The sequence below is a fragment of the Chryseobacterium sp. KCF3-3 genome, from assembly GCF_045865955.1.
GTDB lineage: Bacteria > Bacteroidota > Bacteroidia > Flavobacteriales > Weeksellaceae > Chryseobacterium.
Genome location: NZ_AP035792.1, coordinates 375278 through 390375 on the forward strand (window position 1 = coordinate 375278; position 15098 = coordinate 390375).

A 15098-nucleotide genomic window follows, 5' to 3' on the forward strand; every position below is an offset into this window, starting at 1 on the left:
ATTCTAAAATTAAAATCAATTTACATTAAAAAATAAATTTTAATTAAAAAAATAAACTAAAAAAAGTAATTGTAACGAAAAAAAATAAAACAAAGCTTATCTTAATTTTCAGGAAAATGGAGAAAAAAATGACCTTTTTTCTTAAATTTTATATAAAAAATCCCTCTTTACATGCTCAAAACCCTGTTTTAAAAAAAGTATCGCAATATTAAAATTAAAAAACTGTTAATTTACCATTTACAGAATTTAGTTAATACATAAGAAGTATACCTACATGTTACCTGTATTTTTTTAACCATTTCACTAATAAAATTAAAAATAATCCAAGTATAAAAATCATGAAAACCAACAGGCTTTTTTCTATTGATAAAAAAAGAAAAGCATCTCAAAATATGAGATGCTTTCATACGATTTAATAAAGGATAATCTTACTTCTGATAACTATAATACCTAGCGCCAATTAAAACCGGATTTTCAGTTTCAATAGAAACAAGTCCAAAACCTTTATATTGATTATTTACAGATTTCTTCAATTGTTTTCTGTGAAGTTTTTCATAGGTATCAAAATCAACAGAAGTTCTTTGGTTTAGTTTTTCGAATAAATCCCATTTCTCCACTACTTTTCTCCAGCCATCAGACACCTTACCTGCAAAAATCTTTGATTTTGAACCACTTCCATAACCTACAAAACCAATTTCTGTTCCTGTAAGTTCTTCATTTTCATTAAAAGAAGTCTGTAATGCAGAAAGAAACGCCATAAAGATAGATGCAGTATACATATTCCCGATCTCAGAAGAAGCTCTCTGGGTCTTTTCTATCTTATCATTAATTAATTTCAGATAATTCTCCGATTTAGCAACTGCTTTTTGTTCATCTGCTGTTTCATAGGAAAGACCATTCTCCAGGCTATAGATTTCTGTAAAAACCCTTTTCCCATGGAAGGCATAAGGAAGATGGAAAATAATGTATTTCCAGTTTTCATACGGCTTTTCCTGCCCTGTTATTTCTTTATAATGATTGTAAGCTTCTCTTATTCTGTCCTGATAGCACTGGTTAGAATATTGTCCGTCAAAAACAGGCTCATCTGTAAAAATTTCAATGGTGTCAGGATATGCTTCCGGAGCTCCATTCAAGTCTTCTTTCTTATATGCTCTTCTCGGTTTGAAAAAATCAAAAACACTTTCTGAAGCTATACCCCAATTATTTTCTATTTCAAGAAGATCCGGTTTTGAGGAAATTAAAAGAGCAACAGCACCGCCTCCTTGTGTATATTCTCCTGATGAAGCCAATTCGTATTTTGCATAGTCACTCGCAATTACAACGGCTTTCTTATCAGGATTTACTCTTACAAAATCCAGCGCGTTATGCAAGGCATCTACTCCTCCTACACAGGCAAAAGTCATATCCAATACGTCACAGTTTCTGAAACATCTTGTTCCAAATTCTTCTTCCAATACTTTTTCTACCATTTGTACAGCATAGGAAGCTGTAGGTTTTGCAGCATCCACCGCGCTTTCTGTTCCAAGGTATACTCTTGCTATTTCTTTAGGATTGATTTGATAGTCTTTTATAAGCTTTAGTAATGCTTCTGCTGCAAAAGTAGCAGCGTCTTCGTGAACATCAGAAAGTCCCATTTTATGAAGACCTAAGCCTTTTTCCAATTTTGCTGGTTCTATTCCTCTTTTTTCTGCTAAATCCTTAATTTCCAAATATAAACCAGGCACATAATAACCCGCTGCTTCAATTCCAAAACTCATAATTGTCCAAATTTTAAACGAATTTATGAAAGATAATGCAAAAAACAGTCGTAAAAAATGCTAATTTTTGCAACATCGTTAAAAACCAATGTATTTAAAAATAAAATCCGACAATTTAGGTACACTTAATGATAAAAATAAAGCCTGCAAATCTGCAGGCTTCATTTTTTTACTTATAATTTTCAATTGCTTTATTGATGACATCGATTTGTTTGTTGATACTTGCAGCATTTTGTGGATTCTGTTTCAGCAGTTCCATTTTTTTACTCAAACCATCTTTCAGCATCTGAACCATCATCATTTTAGCCTGTGGATTGTCTGCCATCTGATTTTTGGCATATCCAGCTATTTTCGTAATACTTTCTGTTGCTTTCAGGTTATCAGAGGTCATGATCCAATTGAAACCGTCTTCTGCAGCTTTTCCCAATTCCGGATTCTGGAATTTAATGAATGGGTAAAAAGTAGCAAGAGGGGCAATATTTTCTATCTGAGAGGTAATCTTATTTTTAACAATAATTGGAAGCAATTGTGCTCTGAGTTCGTCTGATGCTCCTTTCATATCAATTTTATCAGCCAGACTATTGGCTCTTGACGGGTCGATAGAAAGAAGTGCACTCATAGAATTTCCTTTTACAGCATTGGAAACGGCATTTACTCCTTTTTCAAATAAAGGAAGGTATTTTTTATCTTTTGTCTTTCCTAAAGCAGCAATAGCTGCAGCTTGAGTCAATGTTTTCGGATCATTGGAAGCCAGTTTTTCAACTTCAGCACCCAGCGCTTTCATTTGTTCAGGATTAGTAAGGTCCATTAAATTCAAAGCTTTTATTCTTACTCTGAAGAAAGGATCTTTTAATGCGGCAGCCAGTAATTTTACAACAGCAGGGCTTTTCCCAGCCTGATCTTTAATTCCGTTTAAAGCCAGATACCTGCTTTTGAATTCTTTGGAATTGGTAAACTGCATCAGGTTCTGTTCCGGGGTTTTAGTATCTGTAATATCAGCCAGTAACACTCCGTCAGCATTGATATTGATAAGATCCGGAGACTTGGAAACATCAAAATTGAAAGTATTTTTAGCTTCTGCATTTACCCAGACATTGTATCTTTTAGGCTTTCCGTTGTCATACACATCTATAGCCAGAGGAAATTCAAATGGTTTTTCCTGAGTCTGATTAATAGTCACAGTAACCTGTTTTTTCACAGGTTCAAAAGTAGACGTATAATTTATCTTCGGGTTTCCGTTTCCAAAATACCATTGATTAAAGAACCAGTTCAGGTCTTTTCCTGACACTTTTTCAAAAGACAGTCTCAGCTGATGTGCTTCTGCATTCTGATATTCGTTGGTTTTCAGATAATCATTCATTCCAGCGAAGAATGCGTCATCTCCAAGATAATTTCTCAGCATATTTAAAATTCCTCCTCCTTTCTGATAGGTTACCAGATCAAAAACATCCTCACGGGATTCATAATTGAACCTTACCAGGTTTTTATTAAAATCAGTTGGATTGTGAAGATAATTATTTACATCAGTCATCAGGTGATAATCTGCCTGATCTTTTCCGTACTTGTATTCATTCCAAAGATATTCGGAATAGTTGGCAAAGGATTCATTGACGGTAAGATTACTCCAGCTTTCTGCAGTTACAAGATCTCCAAACCAATGATGAAACAGTTCGTGAGCAATGGTATCTTCCCATGTATTTTCATCGATAAGCTGACCCGGTTTCTGAAGGATATCACTTCCATGAAGTGTGGCGGTTGTATTCTCCATAGCACCACTTACATAATCTCTTCCGGAAATCTGAGCATATTTTGCCCAAGGATAGTCATAGTTCAGTTTTTTGGAGAAGAAGTCGATCATTTCCGGAGTATTTCCGTAGATCTGCTTAGCATAAGGTTCGTATTCTTTTTCAATATAATAATCAACCGGGATATTTTTCCATTTGTCTTTTACCACAGCATATTCACCTACTCCCATAAAGAAAAGATAGGTAGAATGTCTTTTATCCATCACCCAATGATCAGTTCTGAGCCCATTGGATTCTTTTTTGGATTCTTTCAGAAGGCCGTTGGAAAGGGTAACATATTTATCAGGAACCGTCATATAGATTTCCTGTGTTGTCTTTTGGTTGGGTTTATCAATCGTTGGAAACCATGCGGAAGACGATTCTGTTTCTCCTTGTGTCCAGATTTGCGTAGGTTTATCCGGTTCTGTTCCCTGAGCATTAATGAAATACAATCCTTTTGCATCATTGATTGCCATACTTCCTTCCTGTTTCACTTCGTTCGGACGGGAAGTATATTTGATATAAACGGTATAATCCTGATTTCTCTGATAGGTTTTATCCAGAGTAATTTTCAGAATATCATCTTTGTATTCGTATTTTAAAGGAGACTTTTTGCCGTTATTATCAAGAGCCACTTCATGAATCAACATTCCTTTTGCGTCAAGAGTAAGCTCATTGGTTGCATAGAAGTAAGGTGAAGCGGTGAGCCATTCTTCTCCATTCATCTGTTCTTTCTGATAATCAAAATTTACTTTTAGCTTGGTGTGTTTAAGTTCTGTTACTTTGGTATGGGTAGCTCTGTATACTTTTTCCCTTCCTGAAGTTTCAGTTTGTGCTGATACATTGGCGGAAAATAAGATTCCAAGTATTGCAATTGATAAAATGGCCTTTCTCATAGGTCTACTTTATTATTTTTAGAATTATTTTTTTATGATGATGTCGAAAATATCATTGACTAATGTTTCATAGTCTCCTGTTTTAAGCTGTTCCTTAGTTTTTGCAAAAGCTTTTTTGAGTTCGCTTTCCAGGTTTTCGTCATCTACTGTTTCTACAGATGCCACTCCTTTCAACTGAAGTACTGCATTTTTCAGTGCTTCAATATCTGCATTTTCTTCTATATTAATTTTTAAATACTTCATAATTTATTTTTAAGCATTTCAAATTTCTGATTTACTACCAGTCAATGAACTCCTTAATAAAAGAATCCAAAGAACCAGAGTTGTTCTTTCAAATGTAAGAAACAATTGTCAAAAGAAAGTGTGCTGAAGTATTTATATTCTGATTCCCCAACTTATCGGCACAGATAATATCATCTATTAATGTTAAAATAATAGAAGTAGTAAAAAATAAAGTGATAATAAGAATATTAAATGGCTACAGGAGCTTTGATCCCTGGGTGCGGATCATAATTTTCCAGCGTAAAGTCTTCAAAATTAAAATCGAAGATATCTTTAACCTCAGGGTTCAGTTTCATTGTAGGAAGTACTTTTGGCTCTCTTCCAAGCTGTCTGTTGACCTGCTCAAAGTGATTATTGTAAATATGAACATCTCCAAAACTGTGAACATAATCTCCTACTTCAAGATCACAAACCTGTGCTACCATCATCAAGAGTAATGCATAGCTTGCAATATTGAAGGGTACTCCAAGGAAGACATCCGCACTTCTCTGGTACAACTGCAATGACAATTTACCATCAGCAACGTAAAACTGGAACAAAGCATGACAAGGTGCCAAAGCCATATTAGGAATTTCTGCCACATTCCAGGCTGATACAATGAGTCTTCTGGAATCCGGATTTTTTTTGATCTGGTCAATTACTTCGGTAATCTGATCTACCACTTTTCCATCCGCACCACTCCAGCTTCTCCACTGTGCTCCGTAAACAGGTCCAAGATCTCCATTTTCATTAGCCCATTCATCCCAGATACTTACTCCGTTATCTTTAAGGTATTTGATATTGGTGTCTCCTTTTAAGAACCAAAGCAACTCATAGATAATGGATTTCAAATGCACTTTTTTGGTGGTTACCAAAGGAAATCCTTTTGACAGATCATATCTCAGCTGATATCCGAAAACACTTCTTGTTCCAGTGTCGGTTCTGTCGGTTTTATCAGTTCCGTTGTCTAAAATATGCTGTAAAAGATCCAGGTAGTTTTGCATTTTGAATGAGATTTTAAGTTTCAAATTTAGTAAAAACCAATAAAAAAAGCACTCACTTTTATGAATGCTTTTTATAGGTCTGATGTCTATTTTCTATTAAACAACTGTATATCTGTACTCTAACATGTATTAATTTTACCATATATTTTCAATAGTCTGATGAATGGTATTGACAGTGAAATTTTCTCCAGCTTTTTTACCATACATAACTTTCACTAAAGGAGATTCTGCAGAAACTGTCATGATTTTCTGATTTTCAAAAACGATTTCTCCCATAGAAACGGCTACGTAAAACAATCCTTTATTGGTTTTTACCAATGCTCCGTTCTGAACTTTTTCTGAAGGATCGGAAGTTATTTTCTGCAAAACAGCCTGTTGATTCAATACTTCATTAAGCTGTCGCTGAAGATTATTGATTTCCTGCTGAAGCATTTCTCTTCCGGTTTCATATTTATCTCCCATTGAGCTTTTTGTATCATTGTTCGAAGCCCTTGTTTCTGCAATAAGGTTTTCAAAATACTGGATTTTGTCTGCTGCTTTTGCTTTAATGATATTGATTATTTCCTGTTTGTTCATTCGATGATTGTTTTTTATTGTGAGTGGTAAAAACCACCCCGTCAAAATCACAGATTTTGACACCCCTCCGGCGAAGGGGAATTAATTATCTTTAAAGATGAGTCGTTAAGATTTATTACTCCTTATTTTTCAAATACGGCATAATCAGAAACTTTGAAACTAAAGTCTTTTCCGTTGCTGAAATCTCTTTTTGTTTTATCAAAAACATTTCTGAATATTCCTGATAAATGTTCATCTTCAATTGAAAAGTTAACAGCTTCTTTAGACATATTGAGAACGACCAATACTTCATCTTTTCCATTTTTCCTTACGTAAGCAAGAATTTTATCATTGGCCGAAGTGTTCAACAGGTAGGTGGTTACATTAGAATCTCCTCCTCTTAAGGCAGGATTAAAAGCTTTTAAATCAAGTAATGTTTTATAGAAATCAGCAACCTGATAGGTATTGGTCCATTTGATGACATCTTTTTCAAAAAATTCCAATCTCTTCATATTGGGAAGTTCCTGTCCTGAGTATAATAACGGAATACCATTCCATGTTGCAGAGAATACTGCCATAGGCTTTGTAATCACTCCATATTTTTCATATTCGGTTCCGTTCCAAGAGTTTTCATCATGATTTGTGGTAAACCAGGCTCTCATTGACGTATCTCCGATATTGGAATATTGTCTCAACAGATCTTTTAGTTCCTGAAGAGGTTCATTATTTTTGTAATAGTCAGCAGATTTGTGCATCCATTTCCATGAATAACTGGCATCAAAAACTTTTCCATATTCCGGACTTTCTAATTCATCAAATTCTCCCAGCCAGAAAAGAGGCTTCACTTTTTCCACTTCAGGGCGTGCCTGTTCCCAGAAATCAACTTCTACCCATGAAGCAAGATCACATCGGAAACCATCAATATCAGCTTCCTGCACCCAGAATTTCATGGCATCTATCATAGCATGGCGCATTTCCTGGTTTTTATAATCAAGTTCAATAATATCGTCCATTCCGGAAGCGATATGGAATTTCCCATCAGGATCTTTCAGGTAAAATTCAGGGTGAGTTTTTGTCCAAACGTGATCCCAGCCTGTATGATTGGCTACCCAGTCTATAATTACTTTAAATCCTAATCTGTGTGCTTCATTCACCATGTCCTTAAAATCCCGCAGTGTACCGAATTCCGGATTGACAGAGGTGTAATCTGCAGCGGCATAAGGACTTCCCATACTTCCTTTTTTATTCTGCTGTGCAATTGGTGTGATGGGCATGAACCAAAGGGTTTTTATTCCCATGGATTTCAGGCGGGGCATTTCTTTTGCAAATGCTTTGAAAGTTCCTTCCTGAGTATATTGTCTTATGTTTACTTCGTAGATATTTGTATTATGTTTCCAATCTTTTGGCAGTTCTGTCATCTTCCGGATATTTTTTTGAGTGGTACAGGAAACAATTCCCAGACCAATTACAGCTAACAAAATTAATTTTTTCATTAAACTATTTTTAACAAAAGTAAGGATTGTTTTTGGAGAGAAGAGGCAAAAGAACAAAATTGTAAAGAAGGTAAAAATATAAAAAGGGTAAATTTGCGAGAGATTATTTATTGAAGAGATATGGAAGACTGATCAGATTTTTTTTCGACATAAAAAACCCCGGGTTACAACCCAGGGCTCATATATTTTTATTGACTATCTTTCATCGTCATTGTCATCTTCCTCATCAAAGACATCGTCATTGTAGTCTTCTTCTTCATCATCATCAAAGTTGTCATCATCTTCATCTGAAAAGTTTCCTCCAGCTCCGAAATCATCCTCAAAACCAAACTCATCATCTACCAACGGCATTGCTGATTTCTTTTTGCCACCTCCTGCACTTCCGTTTTTGCTAGGAGCCTTTAATGGAACATTTCCAAATCTGTATACTGTGATTGGATAGTTCACACCTTTTGTTTCTTCGATCACTTCAATAAGCTCACAGAAGAATTCCCAAAGATCAAGAAGTCCATACTGGAACTGTGCTTTGTCACCTACATTTTCAAAAGCCTCATCAATGTAAACATCTGACATAATTTCGCCGTCACCATCATCACTCATATCTTCCAATGGGACACTTTTTACGATTGTTCCGTCATCTTCTAACAGATTAAAAGTAGAAAGCTCGTCTCCTTGCAGACTGAATGCACTTTTAATTCCTAAATGTAAGTTCCATAACGTTTGTTTTCCCTTAACTTCGATATCACGGAAAATATCCTCTTTCGCATCTAATATTACGCGGATTTTGTAAACCATATCAGTTTCTTAAATTACTTTTTTGCCTTTATAATTATGATAAATCTCTGTTGCAAATATATAATAAATGACATGTGACAAAAAAATATTTCAGGATTTTTTAAAATATTTTTTTTTCTTACATTTTGCCGGAATTATTTACTTTTTTCGAGCATAAAACTGAACTTCGTCCCTTCAAGGTAAACACTTTCCACGGTAATGTTTTCATTGTGTGCTTCAAGGATGTGTTTTACAATGGCCAGACCAAGTCCTGATCCGCCTTCTCTTCGGCTTCTGCTGGTTTCCACACGATAGAATCTTTCGAAGATTCTTGGAAGAATTTCAGATTTGATTCCCATTCCGTTGTCTATCACCTCTATCAGTACCTTATTTTTCAGTACACTGGTTTTTACAATCACTTTTGCTTCCTGTCTGTTGGCATAATGAATGGCATTGGAAATCAGATTAATGAAAACCTGAGAAATTTTCTGTTTATCTGCTTCCACAAAAATCTGCGGATGAAGCGTCTGAATCTGTAATGTTGTATTTCTTTTTTCAGCTTCAAGATCAAGAAGGTCGAAGATTTCCTTGATGAGAAGATTAACATCAAATTTTGAAACCGTAAGATTGATTTCGCCAGCTTCCAGCCTGTTAATCATATCAAGATCTGTTACAATAGCGATCAGTCTTTCTACCGATTTATCAATTCTTTCAAGATATTTATCACGGATGGTAAGGTTATCTACTCCACCGTCTCTTAAGGTTTCTACATATCCCTGAATAGAAAATAAAGGAGTCTTCAGTTCATGGGAAACATTTCCGATGTATTCTTTACGGTAACTTTCCATCTCTTTCATCATATCAATTTCTGATACCTGTTGTTGATTGAGATCTGAGAATCTTTCACCTAGTTCTTTAATGGTGATATTTTCGTCATGATTCTGCACTATTTCCTGCGGCAGAAATCCGGAAAGACCTTTAACCTGTTTTCTGCTGTAGTAATTGAAAAGGAGTTCCAGTACTACACAGTTGATCAGGAAGATCAGGATAATACAGATGAAAAGACCCGTTTTGAACAAAGGGGTCTCATAATAGATATCTTTCAGCGAATCGAATACGACACCTAAAAGGAGCATTACCAGTGTCAGCAGACAGGAGGCAACGAGGGTAAGTCTGTAAAATTTCAATTTTACAACGTTTTAATGATTGAACGTAAAGTTAAGATTTTTAAATAATTAAACGATCAGTTTATACCCAATCCCTTTTAATGTCTGAATCGTATTGATTCCCAGTTTTTCTCTCAGTCTTCTGATGTGAACATCAATGGTTCTTTCACCTACAATCACATCATTACCCCAAACCTTTTCCAGAATCTCTTCTCTTTTGAAAACCTTTTCAGTATTGGAAGCCAAAAGGTAAAGCAAATCAAATTCTTTTTTGGGAAGAAGAAATTGCTGTCCGCTTTTGGAAACTCTGAAGTTATCTTTATCAATAACAAGATCTCCGATTTCAATAAGTTTAGCATTGTCAGACACCTGAGAGGTAAGCTGTAATAATGCGTTTACTTTAGAGATAAGGATTTTCGGTTTGATCAGTTTTACGATGTAATCATTGGCTCCCGCCTGAAAACCTGCTAGCTGAGAAAACTCTTCGCTTCTTGCAGAAAGGAACACAATAAGTGTTTTTTGCAGTTCTTTCACTTTACGAAGTTCCTGACAGGTTTCTATACCATCTTTTTCAGGCATCATGACATCTAATAAGATAAGATCCGGAACAATTTCCTTCGCTTTTTCTATACCTTCGTTACCATTGGTAGCTGTATAGATATCATACCCTTCCTTTTCCAAATTGTAAGACAGAATCTCTAAAATGTCCAGTTCATCGTCTATTAAAAGAATTTTTTTGCTCATCTTCTAGTTTAAGAATTCCCACAAAATTAATTATTTCAATTGATTTCATCTATCTGTCAAATGTTAACTAATTATTAAAAAATAGCATTTTGAACATCAATTATAAAATCAGTAAAAAAATTAACAAATAATTATACACAAATCAAATATAAGGAATAATATTTAACATTAAAACAAAAATTATAATTATATAAATTAAACATCGATAAATATAAAATCCACTCTCCTGTTAATACAAACTTCATAATTAATTAAGATTCTCCTAAAGTTTTCTTAAAAACTTAGCCTTTATTTTGCCCTTGAAAAAGAAGTAAAAGAAGTAATAATGAAAAAACAACTCCACAAGAGCATCATGCTACTTGCCTTGTTTTCTGCTGGCTATGCTTTTGCACAAAGTCAGATTTTGGAAGGTAGGGTATTGGACGAGAAAGACAATACTCCTATAGAAGGGGTAAAAGTAAAAGTAAATGGCCAGGAAGTAACTACTGACCTTTCCGGATACTACTCTATCAACCTTTCTCCCGGTGCCAATTACATCGTAACGGTAAGTTCCAACGGATATAACAGAAAAGAGATCAGTGAAGTTATTATAAAGAATGAAGGTAACACTCATCTTGATATCGTTCTGGAAAAGCCATCTACCAAAGAAAAAGAAATTGAGGGAGTTGTCATAAAATCAAACGCAAGAAAAGAAACCATAGCCTCTACCATCGGTTTACAAAAGAACGCAGGTGTAGTTTCTCAGGTTATTGGTGTTGAAGCTATCAAAAGAAGTCCGGACAGAAACACAGGTGAAGTTCTGAAAAGAGTTTCCGGGGTGAGTTTATTTGACGGAAAATATATTGTAGTAAGAGGTTTATCAGACCGTTATAACCAGGCGATGCTGAATGGTATTCAGTTATCCAGTACAGAGCCTGACAGAAAGACTTTCTCTTTTGACCTTTTCCCTGCTAACGTTATCGAAACCCTTGTCATCAACAAAACGTTCATTCCTGAATATACAGGTGAATGGGGAGGTGCATTGATTCAGGTAAATACTAAAGATATTCCTAATAAAAACTTCTTCAATGTACAGGTAGGTGTAGGTGGAAACACCGCTACTATGGGACAGGAATTCCATATGCAGAAAGGAGGAAAGTGGGACTTCTTAGGAATTGATGACGGTTACAGAAAACTTCCTACCAATATGCCTGCAAAAAATGCTTTCAGTATTCTGACTGAAGGACAGAAAACAGAGATTGGTAAAGGATATACAAAGAATCTTGGATACAACAGTATCGGTTATCCTGAAAACTTAAGTTTACAGTTAGATGGAGGTTTCAATACGAAATTATTCGGAAAAGATTTAGGAGTAATTGCTGTTTTAAACTATAGTAACAACAAAAGAAGAACTGAGTCTACCAACCGTTTCTTTACCATCAACAACCAGCTTGCTGATACCAACTTCGATTATTTTACAGAAAAATACAGCAATGATATTATTTTAGGAGGGATGTTGAACCTTTCTTTAAAGCTGAACAACAACAATAAAATTTCCCTGAAGAATATCATCACCAATAATACAGTGAACCACATGTCCTTCAGAACAGGAAAGGACTTTGAATTTGATCCGATTAACGGAACAAATATCATGGCAAGGGAAATTGGATTTAAAGAAACTACTTTCTACAACTCTACCCTTTCCGGTAGTCATAAAATTGATGTTCTTGGTGGATTGACCGTAAACTGGTACGGAAGTTTCGGAATCCTTGATCAGTATATTCCTTTGCTACAGCGTTTACAGTATAACCAATATACGAATATGCCGGGAAGTCCTTATTTAGCATTGATTTCTAATGGTCTTTCTCAAAAATCAGGAAGTGTATTCTACTCTACACTAAGCGACTATCTATATAATGCAGGAGGTGACGTATCCAAGACGTTTACGATGTTTGGACAAAAACAAACGATCAAAGGAGGTTATTTATTCCAGGTAAAAGACAGAATATACAACTCAAGACCATTCTCTGTAAGGCTTGAAAACTTCAATCAGGGATTACTTTCTCAGCCTTTCGAAACCATCTTCAATCCTGGTAATTTCGGAACTAACGGAGGGTTTACATTTGATGAAATTGCTGGAAATCAGTACAGATATATTGCCAACACCATCCTTAACGCAGGATATTTACAGTTTGACAATAACTTCACACCATGGTTAAGAGCGGTTTGGGGATTAAGAGTTGAAAACTTTGATCAATTGGTAGGAAGCACGAAAAAAAGCGATGACCGTTTTGTAAATACACGTGTTACAGACTTCTTACCTGCTGTTAACTTAACATTCAAAGTAAATCCTAAAATGAATATCCGTCTTGCAGGTTCACAAACAGTGGTAAGACCGGAATTCAGAGAGGTTTCTCCTTTGGCATATTATGATTTTGACCTTGGAGCAACTGTAATCGGTAACAAATCTATCGAAAGAACTAAAATCACGAGTGCCGACCTTCGTTGGGAATTCTACCCAAGAAACGGAGAAATTATATCCGTGGCAGGTTTCTATAAAAACTTCAAAAAACCGATCGAATTATACTTCAACCAATCAGGGGTAGGAACGAGTAACACTTTCAACTACCTTAACGTAGATAAAGCTGATGCTTATGGGTTGGAAGTTGAAGCCAGAAAAAAACTGGATTTTGTAAGTGCTCTTAAAAACTTTACCCTGGGTGGAAACGTAGCATTAATCAAAAACAGAGTAACAGACGAAGCTACTAATATTGACAGACCAATGCAGGGACAATCTCCATATACTGTAAACCTAAGTCTTCAGTATGACACTGAAAAATCAGGATGGTCTTCAACATTATTATTCAACATGATCGGAAGAAGAATCCTTTACGTAGGAAACGATCAGGTTCCACCAATCTGGGAAGCACCTCGACCTCTTCTGGATTTCCAGCTTGCTAAAAAACTATGGAGCAACAAGGGAGAGATCAAGCTGAATGTTTCAGATATCCTGAACCGTCGTGCTAAATTCTACCATGACCTGAACGACAATGGTAAGTATGACAGCAAAGATGCTCTTGCTATTGAAAGACTTACAGGAACCAATATCAGTTTAACACTGGGATACAATTTTTAATTCACTCAACAAATAATCTAATAAATAATTTAATTCTTTATAACATGAAAAAGTTCGTTTTATATTCTTTAATGCTTGGCGCTCTAGTATCAACTACCGCATGTAGAAATATAGAAGAAGATGGACCTACCATTATTCAAAATGGAGGTAACGGAAACGGAGATACTGAAAACCTTATTCTTTCAGGAAAAATCACTTCCAATACTACGCTTAAAGCAAATAAAATCTATAAGCTAAGAGGACTAGTATATGTAACTAACGGAGCTACTTTAACTATCGAGCCAGGTACAAAGATTGTAGGTGAAGCTGATAAAAACGGAGCTTTAATTATTACAAGAGGAAGCAAAATCATGGCAGAAGGAACTGCTGCTAACCCTATTATCTTCACTTCTGAGAAAGCAAGTCCTAAAAGAGGAGACTGGGCAGGTGTAGTAATTTTAGGAAATGCTCCTACTAATGCATCTTTCGGAGGAACAAACGGAGTTGGAGAAATTGAAGGAGGTATTAATAACTCTGAAGGTCTTGGACTTTATGGAGGAAATAACGCTGCTGACAACAGTGGTGTATTAAAATATGTGAGAATAGAATATGCAGGATATGCATTCTTACCAGATAAAGAGATCAACGGACTTACATTCGGTGGTGTAGGTAACGGAACTAAAGTAGACTACGTAGAAGTTGCTTATGCTAACGATGACAGTTTTGAATGGTTCGGAGGAACAGTAAATTGTTCTCACCTTATTTCTTACAAAGGACTTGATGACGATTTCGATACTGATAACGGTTTCTCAGGAAATGTACAGTTTGGTATCGCAGTGAGAGATTCTCAGGTAGCCGACGTTTCTGGTTCTAACGCATTTGAATCTGATAATGATGCTAACGGTTCTACTTTAATGCCTCAAACTTCAGCTACGTTCTCTAACATGACGATTATCGGGCCAATCAACTCTGCAGCTCCTGGAACAATCAATGCTTTATTCCAGAATGCATTACAGATCAGAAGAAACTCTTCTATCTCTGTATTCAACTCTGTATTTACAGGATTCCCGGTTGGTTTATTCATTGATGCTACTAAAGGATCTCCAACGGATAACAACATCGTAGGTAACAAATTATTCTTTGAAAACAACGTTTTAGCAGGAAATACAACTCCTTTAAAATTCGGACCATCCACATCTACTCCTACAACATATACATTAAATGATCTTACGACTTGGTTTAATGCTAAAGGAAATACAATCCTTGCTTCTACAGTTGATGTAAAACTTGCTGGTGCATGGGCTCCTGCAGGAACTACACCAAACTTTACTCCTAGTGCAGGTTCTCCATTATTAACAGGTGGAGCATTTACAAACCCTAAATTAGCGACTTGGTTTACACAGGTTACTTACAGAGGTGCTGTAAAAGATGCCACTGATACTTGGTATGCAGGATGGACTAACTTCAACTTATAACATATCATCATATAAGTACCTAGATTTAATTTCAAATAAAAGGTCTTCGGAAATATTTTCCGAGGGCTTTTTTTATCGTTATTATCCGGTATGAT

Annotated in this window: 11 protein-coding genes; 2 read left to right on the forward strand and 9 right to left on the reverse strand. The window is 35.6% G+C overall.

The window, feature by feature from the left end; genetic code table 11:
- Positions 1 to 428: 428 nt before the first annotated feature.
- The 9 genes from ACKTTZ_RS01720 to ACKTTZ_RS01760 form a co-directional block, all read right to left on the reverse strand.
- Positions 429 to 1757 carry a hydroxymethylglutaryl-CoA synthase family protein gene (locus ACKTTZ_RS01720; protein WP_407847071.1) on the reverse strand — a complete coding sequence of 443 codons (1329 nt, stop codon included), beginning with the start codon at positions 1755 to 1757 and terminating at the stop codon, positions 429 to 431.
- Between the two features lie 169 nt (positions 1758 to 1926).
- A complete protein-coding gene (locus tag ACKTTZ_RS01725) occupies positions 1927 to 4437 on the reverse strand; it encodes a M1 family metallopeptidase (protein ID WP_253317106.1) in 2511 nt (836 codons plus the stop codon).
- Positions 4438 to 4461: 24 nt separating this feature from the next.
- Positions 4462 to 4680 carry a hypothetical protein gene (locus ACKTTZ_RS01730; protein ID WP_407847072.1) on the reverse strand — a complete coding sequence of 73 codons (219 nt, stop codon included), beginning with the start codon at positions 4678 to 4680 and terminating at the stop codon, positions 4462 to 4464.
- Between the two features lie 227 nt (positions 4681 to 4907).
- A complete protein-coding gene (locus tag ACKTTZ_RS01735; protein WP_407847073.1) occupies positions 4908 to 5702 on the reverse strand; it encodes a thymidylate synthase in 795 nt (264 codons plus the stop codon).
- 135 nt (positions 5703 to 5837) lie between these two features.
- Positions 5838 to 6278, reverse strand: a complete 441-nt coding sequence (locus tag ACKTTZ_RS01740) for a hypothetical protein (protein WP_034695125.1) — start codon at positions 6276 to 6278, stop codon at positions 5838 to 5840.
- A gap of 122 nt (positions 6279 to 6400) precedes the next feature.
- A complete protein-coding gene (locus ACKTTZ_RS01745) occupies positions 6401 to 7750 on the reverse strand; it encodes an alpha-amylase family glycosyl hydrolase (protein ID WP_253317109.1) in 1350 nt (449 codons plus the stop codon).
- A gap of 195 nt (positions 7751 to 7945) precedes the next feature.
- Entirely contained in the window at positions 7946 to 8545 is a 600-nt protein-coding gene (locus ACKTTZ_RS01750) for an IS1096 element passenger TnpR family protein (RefSeq protein WP_034695121.1), read from the reverse strand.
- 134 nt (positions 8546 to 8679) lie between these two features.
- Complete coding sequence (locus tag ACKTTZ_RS01755; protein ID WP_034695119.1) at positions 8680 to 9711, reverse strand: cell wall metabolism sensor histidine kinase WalK; 1032 nt, start codon at positions 9709 to 9711, stop codon at positions 8680 to 8682.
- Between the two features lie 48 nt (positions 9712 to 9759).
- On the reverse strand, positions 9760 to 10434 hold the full coding sequence (locus tag ACKTTZ_RS01760) for a response regulator (RefSeq protein ID WP_002977493.1): 675 nt from the start codon (positions 10432 to 10434) through the stop codon (positions 9760 to 9762).
- 325 nt (positions 10435 to 10759) lie between these two features.
- Between ACKTTZ_RS01760 and ACKTTZ_RS01765 the strand changes: the two genes are divergently transcribed.
- Positions 10760 to 13549 carry a TonB-dependent receptor domain-containing protein gene (locus tag ACKTTZ_RS01765; protein ID WP_407847074.1) on the forward strand — a complete coding sequence of 930 codons (2790 nt, stop codon included), beginning with the start codon at positions 10760 to 10762 and terminating at the stop codon, positions 13547 to 13549.
- Positions 13550 to 13593: 44 nt separating this feature from the next.
- On the forward strand, positions 13594 to 15003 hold the full coding sequence (locus tag ACKTTZ_RS01770; protein ID WP_407847075.1) for a hypothetical protein: 1410 nt from the start codon (positions 13594 to 13596) through the stop codon (positions 15001 to 15003).
- Positions 15004 to 15098: the final 95 nt, after the last annotated feature.

Coding starts and splice junctions, on each gene's coding strand:
- ACKTTZ_RS01720 (WP_407847071.1), bottom strand. CDS start 1,757: ATGAGTTTTGGAATTGAAGCAGCGGGTTATTATGTGCCTGGTTTATAT.
- ACKTTZ_RS01725 (WP_253317106.1), bottom strand. CDS start 4,437: ATGAGAAAGGCCATTTTATCAATTGCAATACTTGGAATCTTATTTTCC.
- ACKTTZ_RS01730 (WP_407847072.1), bottom strand. CDS start 4,680: ATGAAGTATTTAAAAATTAATATAGAAGAAAATGCAGATATTGAAGCA.
- ACKTTZ_RS01735 (WP_407847073.1), bottom strand. CDS start 5,702: ATGCAAAACTACCTGGATCTTTTACAGCATATTTTAGACAACGGAACT.
- ACKTTZ_RS01740 (WP_034695125.1), bottom strand. CDS start 6,278: ATGAACAAACAGGAAATAATCAATATCATTAAAGCAAAAGCAGCAGAC.
- ACKTTZ_RS01745 (WP_253317109.1), bottom strand. CDS start 7,750: ATGAAAAAATTAATTTTGTTAGCTGTAATTGGTCTGGGAATTGTTTCC.
- ACKTTZ_RS01750 (WP_034695121.1), bottom strand. CDS start 8,545: ATGGTTTACAAAATCCGCGTAATATTAGATGCGAAAGAGGATATTTTC.
- ACKTTZ_RS01760 (WP_002977493.1), bottom strand. CDS start 10,434: ATGAGCAAAAAAATTCTTTTAATAGACGATGAACTGGACATTTTAGAG.
- ACKTTZ_RS01765 (WP_407847074.1), top strand. CDS start 10,760: ATGAAAAAACAACTCCACAAGAGCATCATGCTACTTGCCTTGTTTTCT.
- ACKTTZ_RS01770 (WP_407847075.1), top strand. CDS start 13,594: ATGAAAAAGTTCGTTTTATATTCTTTAATGCTTGGCGCTCTAGTATCA.